Source organism: Enterobacter sp. TCD1-1 (genome assembly GCF_020567405.1).
GTDB lineage: Bacteria > Pseudomonadota > Gammaproteobacteria > Enterobacterales > Enterobacteriaceae > Enterobacter > Enterobacter quasiroggenkampii.
This window is the reverse complement of the sequence record NZ_JAJCXF010000001.1, coordinates 2,571,729-2,589,827: the sequence shown is the minus strand read 5'-3', so window position 1 is coordinate 2,589,827 and position 18,099 is coordinate 2,571,729. Positions and strand designations below refer to the sequence as shown.

15 protein-coding genes are annotated in these 18,099 nt (G+C 58.6%); 7 read left to right on the top strand and 8 right to left on the bottom strand.

Annotation, left to right across the window (positions count from 1 at the left end):
* Positions 1-12: 12 nt before the first annotated feature.
* From LJA86_RS12335 to iolB, 3 genes are read left to right on the top strand one after another with little or no spacing between them, the layout of a single operon-like run.
* On the top strand, positions 13-1,917 hold the full coding sequence (locus tag LJA86_RS12335; RefSeq protein WP_111967899.1) for a bifunctional 5-dehydro-2-deoxygluconokinase/5-dehydro-2-deoxyphosphogluconate aldolase: 1,905 nt from the start codon (positions 13-15) through the stop codon (positions 1,915-1,917).
* Positions 1,918-1,928: 11 nt separating this feature from the next.
* A complete protein-coding gene (gene iolE / locus LJA86_RS12330) occupies positions 1,929-2,819 on the top strand; it encodes a myo-inosose-2 dehydratase (protein WP_229226230.1) in 891 nt (296 codons plus the stop codon).
* A 9-nt stretch (positions 2,820-2,828) separates the two neighbouring features.
* Positions 2,829-3,653, top strand: coding sequence for a 5-deoxy-glucuronate isomerase (gene iolB, locus LJA86_RS12325; protein WP_229226229.1), 825 nt, complete (start codon positions 2,829-2,831; stop codon positions 3,651-3,653).
* A 54-nt stretch (positions 3,654-3,707) separates the two neighbouring features.
* Here the strand turns inward: iolB and LJA86_RS12320 are convergent, their stop codons facing one another.
* Genes LJA86_RS12320 through LJA86_RS12310 form a run of 3 tightly spaced genes read right to left on the bottom strand, consistent with a single transcriptional unit; the run spans position 3,708 to position 6,211 of the window.
* Positions 3,708-4,451, bottom strand: a complete 744-nt coding sequence (locus tag LJA86_RS12320) for an alpha/beta fold hydrolase (RefSeq protein WP_229226228.1) — start codon at positions 4,449-4,451, stop codon at positions 3,708-3,710.
* Positions 4,452-4,462: 11 nt separating this feature from the next.
* Positions 4,463-4,930: a DUF6130 family protein gene (locus tag LJA86_RS12315; protein ID WP_229226227.1), complete on the bottom strand. Its 468-nt coding sequence runs from the start codon at positions 4,928-4,930 to the stop codon at positions 4,463-4,465.
* Between the two features lie 51 nt (positions 4,931-4,981).
* A complete protein-coding gene (locus LJA86_RS12310; protein ID WP_229226226.1) occupies positions 4,982-6,211 on the bottom strand; it encodes an MFS transporter in 1,230 nt (409 codons plus the stop codon).
* Positions 6,212-6,308: 97 nt separating this feature from the next.
* Here LJA86_RS12310 and LJA86_RS12305 point away from each other — a divergent pair, with 97 nt between their 5' ends.
* Positions 6,309-7,199: a LysR family transcriptional regulator gene (locus LJA86_RS12305; RefSeq protein WP_229226225.1), complete on the top strand. Its 891-nt coding sequence runs from the start codon at positions 6,309-6,311 to the stop codon at positions 7,197-7,199.
* Here LJA86_RS12305 and LJA86_RS12300 read toward each other — a convergent pair.
* A complete protein-coding gene (locus LJA86_RS12300) occupies positions 7,196-7,384 on the bottom strand; it encodes a YfgG family protein (protein WP_021241815.1) in 189 nt (62 codons plus the stop codon). The genes LJA86_RS12305 and LJA86_RS12300 overlap by 4 nt on opposite strands.
* A 351-nt stretch (positions 7,385-7,735) precedes the next feature.
* On the opposite strand from LJA86_RS12300, the gene LJA86_RS12295 reads away from it, so the two are divergent.
* On the top strand, positions 7,736-9,976 hold the full coding sequence (locus LJA86_RS12295) for an EAL domain-containing protein (protein ID WP_196365161.1): 2,241 nt from the start codon (positions 7,736-7,738) through the stop codon (positions 9,974-9,976).
* 4 nt (positions 9,977-9,980) lie between these two features.
* Here LJA86_RS12295 and ppx read toward each other — a convergent pair whose 3' ends face one another.
* The 4 genes from ppx to purM form a co-directional block, all read right to left on the bottom strand.
* The gene (gene ppx, locus LJA86_RS12290; RefSeq protein ID WP_008501646.1) at positions 9,981-11,519 is read right to left on the bottom strand and encodes an exopolyphosphatase; all 1,539 of its coding nucleotides are present in this window, start codon (positions 11,517-11,519) and stop codon (positions 9,981-9,983) included.
* Between the two features lie 3 nt (positions 11,520-11,522).
* On the bottom strand, positions 11,523-13,583 hold the full coding sequence (gene ppk1 / locus LJA86_RS12285) for a polyphosphate kinase 1 (RefSeq protein ID WP_048029611.1): 2,061 nt from the start codon (positions 13,581-13,583) through the stop codon (positions 11,523-11,525).
* A gap of 220 nt (positions 13,584-13,803) precedes the next feature.
* Positions 13,804-14,445, bottom strand: coding sequence for a phosphoribosylglycinamide formyltransferase (gene purN, locus LJA86_RS12280; RefSeq protein WP_229226224.1), 642 nt, complete (start codon positions 14,443-14,445; stop codon positions 13,804-13,806).
* The gene (purM, locus tag LJA86_RS12275; RefSeq protein WP_063622239.1) at positions 14,442-15,479 is read right to left on the bottom strand and encodes a phosphoribosylformylglycinamidine cyclo-ligase; all 1,038 of its coding nucleotides are present in this window, start codon (positions 15,477-15,479) and stop codon (positions 14,442-14,444) included. Before purM ends, purN begins: the two co-directional genes overlap by 4 nt.
* Positions 15,480-15,745: 266 nt before the next feature.
* On the opposite strand from purM, the gene LJA86_RS12270 reads away from it, so the two are divergent.
* Together LJA86_RS12270 and upp are read left to right on the top strand one after the other, a co-directional pair.
* Entirely contained in the window at positions 15,746-17,176 is a 1,431-nt protein-coding gene (locus tag LJA86_RS12270; protein ID WP_229226223.1) for a 6-phospho-beta-glucosidase, read from the top strand.
* Positions 17,177-17,391: 215 nt separating this feature from the next.
* Entirely contained in the window at positions 17,392-18,018 is a 627-nt protein-coding gene (upp, locus tag LJA86_RS12265; protein ID WP_008501641.1) for a uracil phosphoribosyltransferase, read from the top strand.
* The last annotated feature ends 81 nt before the right edge of the window (positions 18,019-18,099 follow it).

Below are 18,099 nucleotides of genomic sequence, written 5' to 3'. Positions count from 1 at the left end.
TGAGGTATCAACGTGGAAAAGCAGTTTGATGTGATATGCATGGGCCGCGTGGCGGTAGACCTCTACAGTCAGCAGATTGGTGCCCGTCTGGAGGATGTGTCGAGCTTTGCCAAATACCTCGGCGGCTCGTCCGGCAACGTGGCGTACGGCACCGCACGCCAGGGCCTGCGCTCGTCGATGCTGGCGCGCGTCGGCGATGAACATATGGGCCGCTTTCTGCGGGAAGAGCTTAACCAGGTGGGCTGCGATACCAGCCATCTGATTACCGATAAAGACCGCCTCACGGCGCTGGTGCTACTCGGCATTAAAGACCGGGACACCTTTCCTCTGATTTTTTATCGCGATAACTGCGCGGATATGGCCATTACGGCCAGCGATGTGGACGAAAGCTACATTGCCTCCGCACGTTGTCTTGCCATCACCGGGACTCACCTTTCTCATCCCCAGACCCGCGAGGCGGTGCTGACGGCGCTGGGCTATGCCCGCCGTCACGGCGTGCGCACGGTGCTGGACATCGACTACCGTCCGGTGCTGTGGGGGCTGACCTCCTTAGGCGACGGTGAAACGCGCTTTATCGCCGCCGATAAGGTCACCCGCGAGCTGCAGGAGGTGCTGCACCTCTTCGACGTCATTGTCGGCACCGAGGAGGAGTTTCACATTGCGGGCGGTAGCACGGAGACCCTGCAGGCGCTGGGGCAGGTGCGTGCCGTGAGTCAGGCCACGCTGGTCTGCAAGCGCGGCGCCCTCGGCTGCTCGGTCTATACCGATGCCATTCCGCCCCGGCTGGACGACGGCCTGACGGTGACCGGCGTGCGCGTGGAGGTGCTGAACGTCCTCGGCGCGGGGGACGCGTTTATGTCCGGCCTGCTGCGCGGCTACCTGAACGACGAGGGCTGGGAGCAGGCGTGCCGCTATGCCAACGCCTGCGGCGCGCTGGTGGTCTCGCGCCACGGCTGCGCCCCGGCGATGCCGAGCAAAATCGAGCTGGATGACTATCTCTCCCGCGCTGCGGATGTGCCGCGCCCGGATCTCGACCCGCGTCTGAACCACCTCCACCGGGTGACCACCCGCCGCCGCGAGTGGCCGGAGCTGTGCGTGATGGCCTTCGATCACCGCAGCCAGCTTGAGGACATGGCGCTGCAGTGCGGCGCGTCGATCGGGCGCATTCCGGCGCTGAAGCAGCTGATCCTGCAGGCCAGCCGCGAGGCGGCGAGCCGGGCCGGGCTGGAGGGCAAAGCCGGCCTGCTGTGCGACGGCACCTTTGGTCAGGACGCGCTGAACGCCATCACCGGCGAGGGGTGGTGGATTGGTCGCCCCATTGAGCTGCCGGGCTCGCGTCCGCTGGAGATGGAGCATGGCAACATCGGCACCCAGCTCATCAGCTGGCCGCAGGAGCACGTAGTGAAGTGTCTGGTCTTTTTCCATCCGGAAGACGCTCACGGCCTGCGCCTGGAGCAGGAGCAGAAAATTGCCGAGGTGTATCACGCCTGCTGTCAGTCCGGGCACGAGCTGCTGCTGGAGGTGATCCTGCCTGCCAGCATGCCGCGTAGCGACGAGCTCTACCTGCGCGCCATTTCCCGCTTCTACAACCTCGGCATTTACCCCGACTGGTGGAAACTGCCGCCGCTTTCCGCCGAGGGCTGGACGGCGCTGAGCGAGATTATCGAACGCCGGGACCCGCACTGCCGCGGGGTGGTGATCCTCGGCCTGGACGCTCCGGCGGAACAGCTGCGCGCCGACTTCAGGGCCGCAGCGGGGCAGACGGTAGTAAAAGGCTTCGCCGTAGGGCGCACGCTGTTTGGCGATGCCTCCCGCGCGTGGCTGAAGCACGATATTGACGATGCGCAGCTGGTGGCGCGCATCCGGGACAACTACCTGCAGCTTATCGCCTGGTGGCGCGAGCGCGGACACGCATAATGGAGACGACAATGAGTGTACAACTGGGCATTAACCCGCTGACGTGGACAAACGACGATCTGCCTTCACTCGGCGCGGAGACGTCGCTGGAGACCTGCCTGAGCGAAGGTAAAGAGGCCGGTTTCGCCGGTTTCGAGCTGGGCAATAAGTTCCCGCGCGAAGCGCGCCTGCTCGGCCCCATCCTGCAGCGCCACGACCTGCAGCTGGTCTCCGGCTGGTATTCCGGCCGCCTGCTGGAGCGCAGCGTGGAGGAAGAGATCGCCGCCGTGCAGTCCCACCTGACGCTCCTGCGCGAGCTGGGGGCGAAGGTGCTGGTCTTTGCGGAAGTGAGCGGCTGCATTCACGGCGAGCAGCAGACCCCGGTGCACCTGCGCCCGCGCTTCCCGCAGTCGCGCTGGAAGGAGTACGGCGAGAAGCTTACCGAATTTGCCCGCTACACCCAGCAGCAGGGCGTGCAGATTGCCTACCATCACCATATGGGCACGGTGATTGAGTCCGCCGACGACGTGGACAATCTGATGACCCACACCGGCGACGCGGTGGGGCTACTGCTGGATACCGGTCATCTGACCTTTGCCGGGGCCGATCCGCTGGCGGTGGCGCAGCGCTGGGCGTCGCGTATCAACCACGTTCACTGCAAAGACGTGCGTGCCGACGTGCTGGCGGACGTGAAAAACCGCAAAACCAGCTTCCTTGATGCGGTACTGAGCGGCGTGTTTACGGTGCCGGGCGACGGCTGCGTGGATTATCCGCCGATTATGCAGCTGCTGAAGGCGCAGGACTATCACGGCTGGCTGGTGGTGGAGGCGGAGCAGGATCCGGCCATTGCCCATCCGCTGACCTACGCCCGTCTGGGGTATAACAATCTGAGCCGTCTGGCGCGCGACGCCGGACTGATTTGAGGAGGTGACATGTCACGTCTGTTATCACGCTGGCAACAGCCGAACGCGGAGGGACGCACCCAGTCCGTCACGCCGGAAAGCGCAGGGTGGGGGTACGTCGGCTTTGAGGCGTATGAGCTACAGGAGGGGCAGACGCTGACGCTGCCCGCCGTCCGCGAAGAGCGCTGCCTGGTGCTGGTGGCAGGACGCGCCTCCCTCAGTACGCCTTCCGCGCAGTTTAACGACATCGGCGAGCGGATGAGCCCGTTCGAGCGCATCAAGCCGTGGGCGGTGTACATCACTCCGCAGGAGACGGTGCAGGTGAAGGCGCTGACGACGCTGGAGCTGGCGGTCTGCGCTGCGCCGGGCAAGGGCACCTGTCCGACCCGGCTGATTGCGCCGCAGGATATCGACGCTGAGGCGCGCGGCAAGGGCCACAACCAGCGCTACGTGCACAACATTCTGCCGGAAGACAAGCCCGCCGACAGCCTGCTGGTGGTGGAGGTGTGGACCAACGAGGGCTGCACCAGCTCGTACCCGAGCCACAAGCACGACACGGATAACCCGCCCCAGGAGACGTATCTGGAGGAGACCTACTACCATCGCCTCAACCCGGAGCAGGGGTTCTGCATGCAGCGGGTTTACACCGACGACAGAGCGCTGGATGAGTGCATGGCGGTCTACAACCGTGATGTGGTCATGGTGCCGAAGGGCTACCACCCGGTGGCGACGATGGCCGGGTATGACAGCTATTATCTCAACGTGATGGCGGGGCCGGTGCGCAAGTGGATGTTCACCTGGGAAGAGGACCACGCGTGGATTAATCGGGATTATCCCGCGGATGGCGGGCGCTGAGGCTGTTTTTTGCCGGGTGGCGCTGCGCTTACCCGGCCTACAATTCGCAAAAAATTACTCTGCGTCAATCGCCTGCTCAATCGTCCGGGCAACGATCTGCGGCTGGCTCACCATCGACACGTGGCTCGCCGCCACCTCGGTGGTTTTCGCGTGGATCGTCTTCGCCATCGCACGTTCAAGATCGGGGTTGATCATTCGGTCATTTTTGCTGACCACAAACCAGCTCGGTTTGTCATGCCACGCCGCGTGGGCGACCTTTTCACCAAACGCCTCGGCCTTAATTGGCCCCTGCGTGGCTGCAATGGTCTGTTGTTCACCCGGTTTCACATCCGGCGCGAAATCCTTCCTGACGGCGTCCGTTGGCAGATATAAATAGCCGTCCGCCGTTTTGGCAATGCCCGCGCTGCCCGGCGGTGCAGGGTAGCTTCCTGCCAGGTCCGCCGTCGACTGGCCAGAGTCCGGCGCGAAAGCCGCCACATACACCAGCGATTTTACCCGCGCATCGTTACCCGCCTCGCTAATGACGGTGCCGCCCCAGGAGTGACCCACCAGCACTACGTCACCCTGCGCGCGGGCGATGGCCCGCTTTGTGGCGGCAACGTCATCTTTTAGCGACGTGAGCGGCAGCTGGACGGCAATGACCTCTGCGTGCTGTTTCTGCAACAGGGTAATGACCTTATTCCAGCTGCTGCCGTCGGCAAACGCGCCGTGGACCAGCACGACGCTGGTTTTACTCTGCGCAAAGGCGCTGGCGGAAAGCGCCAGCAGGCCTGCCGTGACTACAGACAGTGCTTTCATCTTCAGACTCCTTAAAAATGGTGGACCGCCGCGTGGGGCGGGACGGTGAATTCAACGGTTTTGTGGTCGAGCGGCTTGTGCGTCGGGTCGGCCAGAATTATTGTCACCTTGTGTTTACCGGCGGGCAGCCCCACCAGGATCACCGGCTCTCCGCTGGTGTCAGCCCAGTGCCACGGCGCGTCATCCACCACCACGTGAATGTGCCCGATTCGCGGGGTGACCTTGAGCGCGTCGGGCCCGAATACTGGCTCGATGCGAAGGTTTTCGGCGCGGTACTGGATAAACACCGCGCCTTTGCTCAGCGGCCCGGCAAGCGGCGGATCGACGATCAGTTTTGCAGGCGGCTGCGGCTGCGCCAGCGGGGCAACGGCGGCGGGGCCGTTAACGTCCGCGGCGCTCAGATTGTACAGAGGTGTGGCCTGGGCACCTGCGACGGATGTTAGGACAAGCAGGGGGAAAAGTACGTAGCGACGAATCATTGCTCTCTCTCCTCATCAGTTCTCAATGGCGACAGGGAAAGAAAACCATTTTTATGTATCGGAGATATTTGCCGGAGGGGGCGTTTTGTACCCGTTTGTCACCGTGGCCCGCGGGATACAGTGCGATACAGTTTGCCTCCCGGGACGGCGCACAATGGCTATCGCCAGCCCGGCAATCAGCAGCGTCAGGCCCGTCGATACCCCCATTGCACCCGCGATCCCCAGCGTTTTATTTAGCCACGCATAGGCATACGGTGAGGCTGCAGTCATAAGCTGACCGGGGATAAGCAGCATGCCCGTGCGGCGGGCATAGCTTTCCGCGCTAAACAGTTCCAGCGGCAGGGTGGCTTTGACTAGGGTAACCAGCCCGTTGATGGCGCCATAGCCCAGCACAAAACCGGCCGCACACCAGACATACAGGGGGCTGCTCAACCCAACAAGAAAACAGAGCGGCATGGCGAGAGCGGTAAAAAGCGTTAACGTGAAGGGCGTTAAGCGAGCCCCCGCCAGCACCTCCAGCGAGCGCGCGCCCGTCTGGCCGATTCCCCACAGCATGCCGATAGCGACCGGCAGACCGTAGTGGGCAATAAACTCCGGCAGATGGGTGGAGGTGCCGTTAGAGACAAAGGTGATGAGGGCAATGAAGGCGGCATAAAGCCAGCCGTTTCGGCGCTCGTTGTTTAGCGGCGGTGCGGCGATTTTCGTCGTCACCGTCAGCCGCTGCCGGGGAAGCCTGCGGATCAGCAGCGCGCTCAGCAGGCCAAGCAGGGCATAAATGCGTAATGCGTCCTGCCAGCGCATCACGTGAAGCAGCGCATCGCCCAGCGGCCAGAAGACGACGGAGGCCAGCCCGCCCGCCAGCGTGACGCGCGAGATTGTTCTTCGCGCCTGCTGTCCGTAGATGTTGACCAGCGCGGCGAAGAGCGCATCGTACAGCGACAGGCGCATTCCCACGCCCGTGATCAGCCAGGCGCCGTACCAGCCATAAAGCGTCCGGGTATACGCCATACAGGCGCAGCTTGCGGCGATCAGCAGCGTTCCGCCCATCACCACCTTTTGACCGCCTAAGCGTGCCAGCAGGCGGGCGACAAAAGGGGAAACCGCCGCCATCACCAGCATCGCCAGCGTCAGGCCGAGGTAAATCTGCGGTGATGACCATCCCCGGTCGGCTGAAATGGCCAGCGCAAAGGTGCCGGGCATATAAAACGAGATCCCCCAGTTGATGAGCTGATTGCACCCGGCCGTGAGGGCGAGGCGGTGTGGCAGGGCAGGTGTTTCCATGAGTTTTCATTCCGCTATGCAGTTGTCCTGAGCATAACGGGCGCGGTATTGTGCTGGCAGGGCCGCAACCTTATGCGCGGTATAAGAGAAACTTTGAATGACGACGCTTAATCTGGGCTATCTCGCCACCTTCCGTCTGGTGATCCAGCGCGGCAGTTTTTCAGCGGCAGCGGACGTGCTGGGCCTCTCCCAGCCCGCCGTCAGCCTGCAAATACGCCAGCTGGAGCAGTTTCTGCAAACGCGGCTGGTGGAGCGTACCGGGCGAGGGATTAAGGCGACGGCTGCCGGAGAAACCTTGCTGGCGCACGGGGAGCGTATTCAGCAGGTGGTGGATGACGCCATCCGGGCCGTGAATGCGTTTAGCCACGACGTAAGCGGCACCATTACGCTTGGCACGGGCGCAACGGCCTGCATCCATCTTCTGCCGCCGCTGCTGGAGGAGCTACGCCGCGACTATCCGCTCCTGAGCGTGGGGGTGACGACGGGCAACACCCTCGACATCGTCAGAGCTATCGAAGAGAACCGTCTCGATATGGGGCTGGTCACGCTGCCGGTGAGTGGCAGAGCGCTGGACGTGATGCCGGTGATGGACGAAGAGTTTGTCTTTATCGCCTCAAGGGAACAGCTGGCTGCATTCAGGGACTTCACCCCAGCCGCGCTGCACACTCATCCGCTGATAGCCTTTGAATCAGGCAGTGGGACCCGGGCGCTGATCGACGGCTGGTTTGCCGCCCAGGGTTTAGCTATCGCGCCGGTGATGCAGCTTGGCAGCATCGAGGCGATCAAACGGATGGTTCGCGCAGGGCTGGGCTACAGCATCGTGCCGCGCATGGCGGTGGAACAGGAGGTCGATCGCGAAGGGCTATGGGTGATGTCGCTGATGCCCATGCTGCAGCGGCAGCTGGCGGTAGTCATGCGGCAGGATAAAATCCTCAGCAAAGGGATCGCGGCCCTTATTCGGCTCGTGCAACAGCCTTCGGCGGGTTAGCGGTCAGCGGTGTCGACGGTCAGGCTGGATTGCTGCGACTGGGTTTTATCCTGATGGTGGTACCAGGCGCCAATCGAAGAGTAAACGAAGCGGCCAAAGAAAAACAGGAAGCTGATGAGCAGTATGATGCGGGTCATTCGGGTGTTAAATCGATGTCGTTTGCGCATACGCGTGACCTGACTCACTCTGTTTTTCCTGGATAAGCCCTTCCGGGCGATAAGGATATTAAGGCACAGCGGGAAGATGGGGTCAATTCTGTGATGTGTAAATAACCGTCAATGTTTACATTAATTAATGTTATTGAAATTAATCAACGCATTTACCATATTGATAATATGAAGAAAAAGATGTCGAAAAAACGCCACAAAATGTTATTTGCGTAAAGTAGTTTGATTTATGTCAACGGATTCCCGGCCCTGATATTTAAAATCCTTCCTCCACACTGTTCGCCCGACATGCTGCCGGGCGGCGCGTACGTCAGGTTGGATGCCTGTCTTTATTTCCCTCTGGAGCGATAGGGGTTTAACCGGGCATCTATGACTATTCTCGCTTTCCTGAAAAACAATGCAAACCGCTGGTGGGCATTGCCGCTTATTTTACCTGTGGTTTTACTTCCCGCGCTGAGCGTTGCGAATACGTTTACGCAGCTGGGCGACGGCATTGTGGCACTCTATTATTTACCGCTCTCATTTTTGCTTTCGCTGATGATGTTCTTTGGCCTGGAAGCGCTGCCCGGGATCGTATTATCCCTGTTTATCCGCTATTACCCGTCGGTCGGGATGTTTGAAACGGTTGCCGGTGTGCTCCATTTTATCGTCCCTTTAGTGCTCAGCTGGGGCGGCTACCGGGTGTTTGCGCCCAGACGCAATATGACGGCGTACGGCGACATCCGCTTGATGGCGCAGCGCATCTTCTGGCAGGCCTTCTGCCCCGCGACGCTGTTTCTGGTGCTGTTTCAGTTTGCCGTGTATCTGGGCGTGTATGAGAGCCGCCAGAGCCTTGCGGGATTAAACCCTCTTAACATTCGTACGCTCATCAACTACCAGGCGCTGCTGGTCAGCGGGCTGACGGGCGTGCCGCTGAGCTATCTGCTGATCCGCCTGATTCGCCATCCGCGCTATATCAAAAGTCTTTTCTCGCAGATCCGTGCCCAGATAGACAAAAAGGTGACGGTCGCTGAGTTTGTGCTGTGGGCGATTACGCTAGGTGGGCTGCTTACGCTGCTGCTGCTCCCGATGAATGAAAACAGCTCCATATTCACCACAAACTATACCCTGTCGCTGCTGATGCCGGTGATGCTCTGGGGCGCGATGCGTTTCGGCTATAAGCTGATATCGCTGATCTGGACGCCGGTGCTGCTGGTGTCTATTCACTACTATTATCACTATATCCCGCTGAACCAGGGGTATGACATTCAGCTGGCGATCACCTCGTCCAGTTACCTGGTCTTCTCGTTTGTGGTGATTTATATGTCGATGCTGGCGACTCGCCAGCGCGCCGTGAATAAACGCTCCCGCAGACTGGCGCTGCTCGACCCGGTCGTCCATATGCCTAACCTGCGGGCGCTGTCGCGCGATCTGGCGAAGAATCCGTGGTCGGCGCTCTGCCTGCTGCGCATTCCGGAGCTGGAAATTCTGGGCCGAAATTACGGCGTGCTGCTGCGTATTTTGTACAAACAGCAGCTGGCGCAGTGGGTAAACGGTACCCTCCAGCCCAACGAGCAGGTGTATCACCTCACCGGGTATGACATGGCGGTGCGGCTCAACGCGGAATCGCACCAGCAGCGAATTGAAACCCTGGACGAGCATATCAAGCAGTTCCGCTTTGTCTGGGACGGCATGCCGCTGCAGCCGCAGGTGGGCGTAAGCTACTGCTATGTCCGGTCCCCAGTTAACCATCTTTATCTGGTGCTGGGTGAGCTGGGGGTGGTGGCCGATCTGTCACTCTCCTCAAACCATCCGGAAAATCTTCAGCAGCGTGGTGCCGTCCATTTGCAGCGCAGCCTGAAGGATAAAGTCGCGATGATGAGCCGCCTGCAAAAGGCGCTCGATAACGACGAATTCACCCTGCTGGTTCAACCCGTTCGCGGCCTGCGTGGCGATCGCTATCACGAAGTCCTGCTGCGGATGCCGGATACAAACGGGCTATTGATCTCTCCCGACCAGTTCCTGCCTGTCGCGCAGGAGTTTGGTTTGTCCTCCCGGGTGGACCTGTGGGTGCTTGAGCATACGCTGCGCTTCCTGGCCGCGCATCGCGAGAGCCTGCCCGGCCAGCGTTTTGCCATTAATCTGGCCCCCTCAACCGTATGCCGGGTGCCGTTCCCGCTTGAGGTGAGTCGCCTGCTGGCGAAATACGCCATTGAGCCGTGGCAGCTGATTTTTGAGGTGACGGAGTGCAGCACTTTCGGCAGCGGGGAGCAGGCGCTACACATCCTCCAGCAGCTGCAGAAAATGGGGGTACGCATTGCGATTGATGATTTCGGGACCGGCTATGCAAGCTATGCGCGGCTGAAAAGCGTGGATGCCGACATTCTCAAGATCGACGGCAGCTTTATCCGCAATATCGTCAACAACAGCCTGGATTATCAGATCGTGGCGTCTATCTGCCATCTGGCGCGCATGAAGAAGATGCTGGTGGTGGCAGAGTATGTCGAGACCGAGGAGATACGTAGCGCGGTTCACGCGCTAGGCATCGATTATGTGCAGGGCTATCTGATTGGCAGGCCAGCGCCGCTTGAGTCACTGCTGGAAACAGAGGCGTCCTGCGCGGACGCCTGAACCGTTACGCGGCGACGTCAGCGCTCTCTTCTTCAATTTTGAGCAGCCAGCCGGTGACCGCTTCCCAGTACTGTTGCTCTTTTTCCAGGTCCAGCAGGACCAGCGCATTCTGGCTGAACCAGTCGTGCGGGAAGCTCAGCGTCCAGTGATGGTCGTCGGTTTTAAGCTTCAGCGTGGGCGGCGTGGTGGTCGCCTGACGCTGGTTATTAAGTAGCACGCCAAGACGCAGCAGCTGAATGAGCGGCAGGAACTGCTTTTTCTTGAACAGCGTGAAGCGCGGCAGGTCGTCGAGCTTGATGGCTTTGCGGTGATACCGCACCAGGGTCGCCATCATGGTTTGCTGCTCCTGGTTGAAGCCAGGCAGATCGCTGTTTTGCAGAATATAGGCCGAATGGCGGTGCATCCCGCTATGGTTGATGTTCAGCCCCACCTCATGGAGCATCGCGGCCCATTTTAACAGCGCGGCAAGCTGCGGGTGCGCGAGCTTCGGATTCTGCTCTTCCCACTGCTCGTACATCTGCACCGTGGTGTCCAGCACGCGCTTCGCCTGCTCGCGGTCGATGTTGTACTGGTTAGCCAGGCTTTGTGCGGTGCGGCTGCGAATATCCTGATGGCGGAAACGGCCTTCCATTTCGTACAGCACGCCTTCGCGCAGCGCGCCGTCGGAAAGGCGCAACTCTTTAATGGCGAGAGCGTCAAACACGCCGCAAAGGATGGCCAGCCCCGGCACGAAGACCGCCTTACGCTCGTCGGAAAGACCTGGCAGGCTTAAGGCGTCAAAACTTTTATGCTTCAGCACTTCGTCGGTCAGCAGCGTCAGGCGTTCGGGCGTGATGAACCCGTCTTTTTCACCCATTGCCAGCAGCACCTCATGCGCCGCTTTGATGGTGCCTGACGCGCCCAGCGCCACGTTCCAGCCCTGAATACGGTACTGCCAGGCCAGGTTTTCCAGTTTCTGGACAGCTGCCATACGCGCACGCTGGAAGTTCTCGCGGGTGATGGTGCCGCCCGGGAAATACATCTGCGCGAAGCTGACGCAGCCCATACGGCGGCTTTCCACCAGGCGAGGCTCAAAGTCTTCGCCGATCACCAGCTCCGTAGAACCGCCGCCGATGTCGATCACCAGCTTGCGCCCTTTTTCCGGCTGGGTGTGTTCGACGCCCATGAAAATCAGACGCGCTTCCTCGTTACCGGAGATGATCTCAATCGGGTAGGGGATCACTTTTTCGGCCCGCTTGAGAAACTCTGGCGCGTTCAGCGCCTGGCGCAGGGTGTGGGTGCCCACGATGCAGACGCTGGAGGGCGAGAAGCCCTGCAGGCGTTCAGCAAACAGCGACAGGCAGTTTAACCCACGCTCCATTGCCTCTTCGCTGAGCATGCTGCGTTCATCAAGGCCATCCGCCAGGTGCACGCGCTGCTTCAGACGACCGATGATCTGCAGCGCGCCATCCACCTCACGGGCGATGACCATATGGAAACTGTTAGAGCCTAGATCGACCGCGGCGAATTCCTGCGGGCGTGGGGTCTTATCATTTATCGGCATAGGTTAATCGGGTTGCTCGAGTGATTTGATATAGTCGTAAATCGCCAGTTGCGACCGCACTTTGCGGCGGTTGCCGCGCGGTACATAGCGGTTACTGAGTTCTTTGTCGATATAGCGTGCTTTCACGGTATCGCTGAACAGAATCTCGATGATGTCGAGGATCTGCTGCTTCAGGCGCGGATCCAGCAGCGGTGCCGCGACTTCAATTCGGTAGTCAATATTGCGCGTCATCCAGTCTGCCGAAGAGAGATAGACCTGTTTATCACCCGCATTATCGAAAATATAGACCCGATCGTGTTCCAGGTAGCGGTCAACAATGCTGATCACGCGAATATTGTCGCTGATGCCTTCCAGTTCCGGGATCAGCGAGCACATGCCGCGGATCAGCAGGTTAACCGGTACGCCGGAGCTGGACGCGGCGTACAGCCTGTCTACCAGCCCTTTGTCCACCAGGTTGTTGAGCTTCAGCGTGATGCCGGACGACAGCCCTTTCTGGGCATTGGCGATCTCTTTATCGATCATATCGTACAACAGACGGCGCGAGTTCTGCGGCGAGACCAGCAGATAGTCGAAGCTTACCGGACGGTACGGGTTCTCAATAAAGTTAAAGACCCGGCGCACCTCGTTGGTGATGCGGGCATCGGCGGTCAGCAGCGAGTAGTCGGTATAGATTCGCGCCGTTTTCTCGTTAAAGTTCCCGGTACCGATGTGGGCGTAGCGCACCACCTCGTCGCCCTCTTTACGGGAGATCAGGAACAGCTTGGCGTGAATTTTCAGCCCCGGCGCGGAGAAGATGACGTGTACACCGGCTTCCGTCAGACGACGCGCCCAGTGAATGTTCGCCTCTTCGTCGAAGCGCGCCTGCAGCTCCACCACCACGGTCACTTTTTTGGCGTTGTGCGCCGCGTGGATCATCGCATCGATGATGCGGGAATCTTTTGCCACGCGGTAGATGTTAATTTTGATCGCCAGCACGCTCGGGTCGAACGAGGCCTGACGCAGCAGTTCCAGCACGTGTTCAAAGGTGTGATACGGATAGTAGAGCAGGACATCGCGTTCGCGGATGGCGTCAAAACCGTTGCGGAATTTATCGAACCAGAGATGGCGCAGGCGCGGCAGCGGCTTGTTCACCAGATTGGCTTTGCCGACGTTCGGGAAACCGATAAAGTCTTTAAAGTTGTGGTAACGGCCACCCGGCACGATGGAGTCATAGCGCGAAATGGTCAGCTTCTCGCGCAGCATCTCCACCATGGCGTCCGGCATATCGCGCTGATAAACAAAGCGCACCGGCTCGGCCGTCAGGCGCTGTTTCAGGCTGGAGGACATCAGCTCCATCAGGCTGGCTTCCATCTCGTGCACCAGGTCATATTCGGCGTCACGGGTCATCTTCATCGAGTAGGCGTTTAAGGCATCGTAATCGAAGAAGCCTTTGAAGATGTCGTCCAGACAGTAGCGCAGGATGTTATCGAGCAGGATCATCGGCTTGCGTCTGCGCGGGGTTTCCGGCGGCAGGTTCACAAAGCGCGGCACTTTGTCGGACGGGATCTCCAGCAGCGCGTAACGGATGGATTCACCGCGGATAATTTCCACGGCCAGATAGGTGTAGTCATCTTTCAGGAACTGCACCAGATCGGTTTCGCGGTTGATGAGAATCGGGGTAATGTGCTGGCGCAGGTACTGTTTAAAATAGTGGCGCAGCCAGTTTTGTTGGTTAACGGAAAGCTGACGTTCGTTAATCAGGAAGATTTGATTACGCGCCATCTCCAGCAGCAGTTCGTTATACAGGCCGTCAAATTCCTGATCGGCTTTCAACACGCGGGACTGGATTTTGCCCAGCAGGTGCCGCGAGTGCGAGTTTAGGCCCTGTTCTTCGCTGATGATGATGCGTCTCTTCAGCTCGGCAAAGCGAACCTTGTAGAACTCATCCAGGTTGTTGGAATAGATGCCCAAAAAACGCATGCGTTCGATCAGCGGGTTACTTTTGTCAGCCGCTTCCTGGAGTACACGTTCGTTAAATGCTAACCAGCTTAGCTCTTTCTCGATATATAACTTTTCCTGACCCATTACAGCTCACACTCCAGTTCAATCACAGGACGTGGTAAATCCGTCTCGTCCTTATTATGGCGAGCATTTCCACGATATGTCCAACAGTGCCAGAAAAGTATGACAGTTATTTTTTTTGTTGGGGAATTTAGAGGGTTGGGGGAGGGGGGCGCTGCGCTTATCACGACCTACGGGATCGTAGGCCCGTGCAAGCGAAGCGCCGCCGGGCAATTCAAAGAGACTACTCTTCGGCAGCATGACCCTGTGGGGGTAACTTCACGCCATCCAGCCAGGCTGCGCCGTCGCGCATTTCAAGACGCTCGTCGACAAACCAGCTTACCACCAGTGGGTAAATGGCATGCTCCTGGGTCTGCACGCGTTCGGTCACGTCTTCTTCGCTGTCGCCTTCAAAGACCGGGACTTTGGCCTGCAGGATCACCGGACCGCCATCCAGCTCGTCGGTAACGAAATGCACGGAGGTGCCGTGCTCCTCATCGCCGTTTTCCAGAACCTGACGATGGGTGTGCAGGCCGGGATATTTCGGCAGAAGAGAAGGGTGAATATTCAGCAAACGTCCGGCGTAGTGCGCGACAAAGGCCGGGCTCAGAATGCGCATATAGCCCGCCAGCACCACGACGTCCGGCGCGTAGGCATCAATCTCCTGAACCAGCTCGCGGTCAAAGGCTTCACGCCCGGCGAACTGGCTGGCTTCCAGCGCGTGCGCGGGTATGTTCGCTTCCCGCGCGCGCTCAAGGCCGAACGCGTCGGCCTTGTTGCTGAATACTGCCCGAATGGTGCCGTTGATTTTCTTCTGCTTGCAGGCGTCTATGATGGCCTGCAAATTACTTCCGTTGCCGGAAATGAGCACCACGATGTTTTTCATTCAATGACCACACGCTGTTCGGAATCGGAGGCTTTAATCGTACCGATTTTCCACGCGTTTTCACCTTTTTCGGTCAGCAGCTTGACCGCTTTATCCGCTTCGCTTGCCGGCAGGGCGATAACCATGCCCACGCCGCAGTTAAAGGTGCGGTACATTTCGTGAGAGCTCACGTTGCCTGCGGTCTGCAGCCAGTTAAAGACCGCTGGCCACTGCCATGAGGACTCGTCGATCACCGCCTGGGTGTTGTCCGGCAGCACGCGCGGGATGTTTTCCCAGAAGCCACCACCGGTCAGGTGGGCAATGGCGTGCACGTCGACGTTCTCGATCAGTTCCAGCACGTTCTTCACGTAGATGCGGGTTGGGGCCAGCAGATGGTCAGCCAGCGGTTTCCCTTCAAGCTCGGTCGTCTCTGGGTCGCAACCGCTCACCTCGAGGATTTTACGCACCAGGGAGTAGCCGTTGGAGTGCGGGCCACTGGAGGCCAGCGCGATCAGCACATCGCCATCCGCCACTTTGCTGCCGTCAATAATTTCTGATTTTTCTACTACGCCGACGCAGAAGCCCGCGACGTCATAATCTTCGCCGTGATACATGCCCGGCATTTCCGCGGTTTCACCGCCGACCAGCGCACAGCCAGACTGCAGGCACCCTTCCGCGATACCATTAATGACGCTTGCCGCGGTATCCACGTCCAGTTTGCCGGTCGCGTAGTAATCGAGGAAGAACAGCGGCTCTGCGCCCTGAACCACCAGGTCATTCACGCACATCGCGACCAGATCGATACCGATCGTGTCGTGACGTTTTAAATCCATCGCCAGGCGCAGTTTTGTGCCTACACCGTCAGTTCCCGAGACCAGAACAGGTTCACGATATTTTTGCGGCAGCGCGCACAGTGCGCCGAATCCACCCAGACCACCCATCACTTCCGGGCGGCGGGTTTTTTTCACCACACCTTTGATTCGGTCAACCAGCGCATTACCTGCGTCAATATCAACACCGGCATCTTTGTAGCTGAGAGAAGTTTTGTTGGTCACGGCTTAAATCCCCACGCGATTGCATAGCTAGTAAGAAAAATCGGCGCAATTCTAACAGTCCAGGCAAACGTTTGCGAGCCTATTCTCGGCGAGAGGATCTTTTTTTACGCGCAGCCTGCCAGTGCGCCCAAACTTGCGTCTGTTCACGAAAATGAAACCGGTTTCGGTATTCTCCTTGCAACCCGAAACGGCTTTGCACATCATTCAACTGAAACCGGTTTCTGTAATTGTTTTTGCAGAAAATAACGCAGAATGAGGGAAAGCGAATGTCAGGATTTAAAGCAGATTTTCTGTGGGGCGGTGCGGTTGCGGCGCACCAGCTGGAAGGCGGCTGGAAAGAAGGGGGTAAAGGCGTAAGCGTAGCCGACGTCATGACTGCGGGCGCGCACGGCGTGCCGCGTGAAATCACCAACGGCGTGCTACCGGGGAAAAATTACCCTAACCATGATGCCATCGATTTCTACCACCGCTATAAAGAAGACATCAAACTCTTTGCCGAGATGGGGTTCAAATGCTTCCGCACCTCTATCGCCTGGACGCGCATTTTCCCGAAAGGGGACGAGCTTGAGCCGAACGAGGCTGGCCTAAAATTCTATGACGACCTGTTCGACGAGTGCCTGAAGTACGGTATCGAACCGGTTATTACCCTCTCTCACTTCGAGATGCCTTTCCACCTGGTCACCGAATACGGCGGCTGGCGCAACCGTAAGCTGATCGACTTCTTCGTTCGTTTTGCAAAAGTGGTTTTCCAGCGCTATCAGCATAAAGTGAAGTACTGGATGACCTTTAACGAGATCAACAACCAGGCCAACTTCCATGAAGACTTTGCGCCGTTCACCAACTCCGGGCTGAAGTACGCGCCGGGCGAAGACCGTGAGCCGGTGATGTTCCAGGCCGCACACTATGAGCTGGTGGCCAGCGCGCTGGCGGTGAAGGCGGGGCGCGAGATTAACCCGTCCCTGCAGATCGGCTGCATGATTGCCATGTGCCCAATCTACCCGCTGACCTGCGCGCCGGACGACATGATGATGGCGATGAACGCCATGCACCGCCGCTACTGGTTCACCGACGTGCACGTGCGCGGCAAGTACCCGCAGCATCTGCTCAACTACTTCGAACGTCGCGGCTTCACGCTGGATATCACCGAAGAAGATAAAGCCGCGCTGACGCAGGGCTGCGTGGATTACATCGGGTTTAGCTATTATATGTCCTTCGCCACCAAGGCAACGGCGGACAACCCGCAGCTGGACTATGACGAAAGCAAGAGCCTGGTCTCCAACCCGTACGTGCAGAAATCCGACTGGGGCTGGCAGATTGACCCGGTGGGGCTGCGCTACTCCCTCAACTGGTTCTGGGATCACTACCAGCTGCCGCTGTTTATCGTTGAGAACGGCTTTGGCGCAATCGACGTGCAGGAGAGCGACGGCACGGTGAACGACCAGTACCGCATTGACTACCTGGCCGCCCACATTCGCGAGATGAAAAAAGCGGTGGTGGAAGATGGCGTAGACCTGATGGGCTATACCCCGTGGGGCTGTATCGACCTGGTGTCTGCCGGTACCGGTGAAATGAAAAAACGCTACGGCTTTATCTTTGTCGACAAAGACAATGAAGGAAACGGCACGTTGAACCGCAGCAAGAAGAAGTCGTTCGACTGGTATAAGCAGGTGATCGCGAGCAACGGGGAGCAGCTATAATTGCCCGGTGGCGCTGCACTTACCGGGCCTACGGGATGTGTAGGCCGGGTAAGCATTAGCGCCACCCGGCAGAACCCCGCACCCAAGCCGGAGCCCAGCCTCTGGCTTTTTTGTTTTTGATTGATGTACATCAAGCAACATGGGTATGGCCTAATCCGAAAAAAGCGGTATAATCCCGCGATTTTTTTGCGGATGCCATTCAGAGGAGAAAGAGAATGAAGATTGTGGAAGTGAAACACCCACTCGTTAAACACAAGTTGGGCCTGATGCGTGAGCATGACATCAGCACGAAGCGTTTTCGCGAACTGGCCTCTGAAGTCGGCAGCCTGCTGACCTACGAAGCGACCTCTGATCTGGAAACGGAAAAAGTCACCATCGAAGGCTGGAACGGTCCGGTACAGGTTGAGCAGATCAAAGGTAAGAAAATTACCGTCGTGCCTATCCTGCGTGCTGGTCTCGGCATGATGGAAGGCGTGCTGGAGCACGTGCCAAGCGCGCGCATCAGCGTGGTGGGGATCTACCGTAACGAAGAAACCCTCGAGCCAGTTCCTTATTTCCAGAAGCTGGTGTCCAACATCGACGAGCGTATGGCGCTGGTGGTTGACCCGATGCTGGCAACCGGCGGTTCAATGATTGCCACTATCGACCTGCTGAAAAAAGCGGGCTGCAGCAGCATTAAAGTGCTGGTGCTGGTTGCGGCACCGGAAGGGATCGCGGCGCTGGAAAAAGCGCACCCGGACGTTGAGCTGTATACCGCCTCTATCGACCAGGGCCTGAACGAGCACGGGTACATCATCCCGGGGCTCGGCGATGCCGGCGATAAGATCTTTGGTACGAAATAATCGAATAACGATAAATAAGCCGACTTTGATAGTCGGCTTTTTTTTGAATAAAACACCAACAACGATACTACTCAGAGGAAA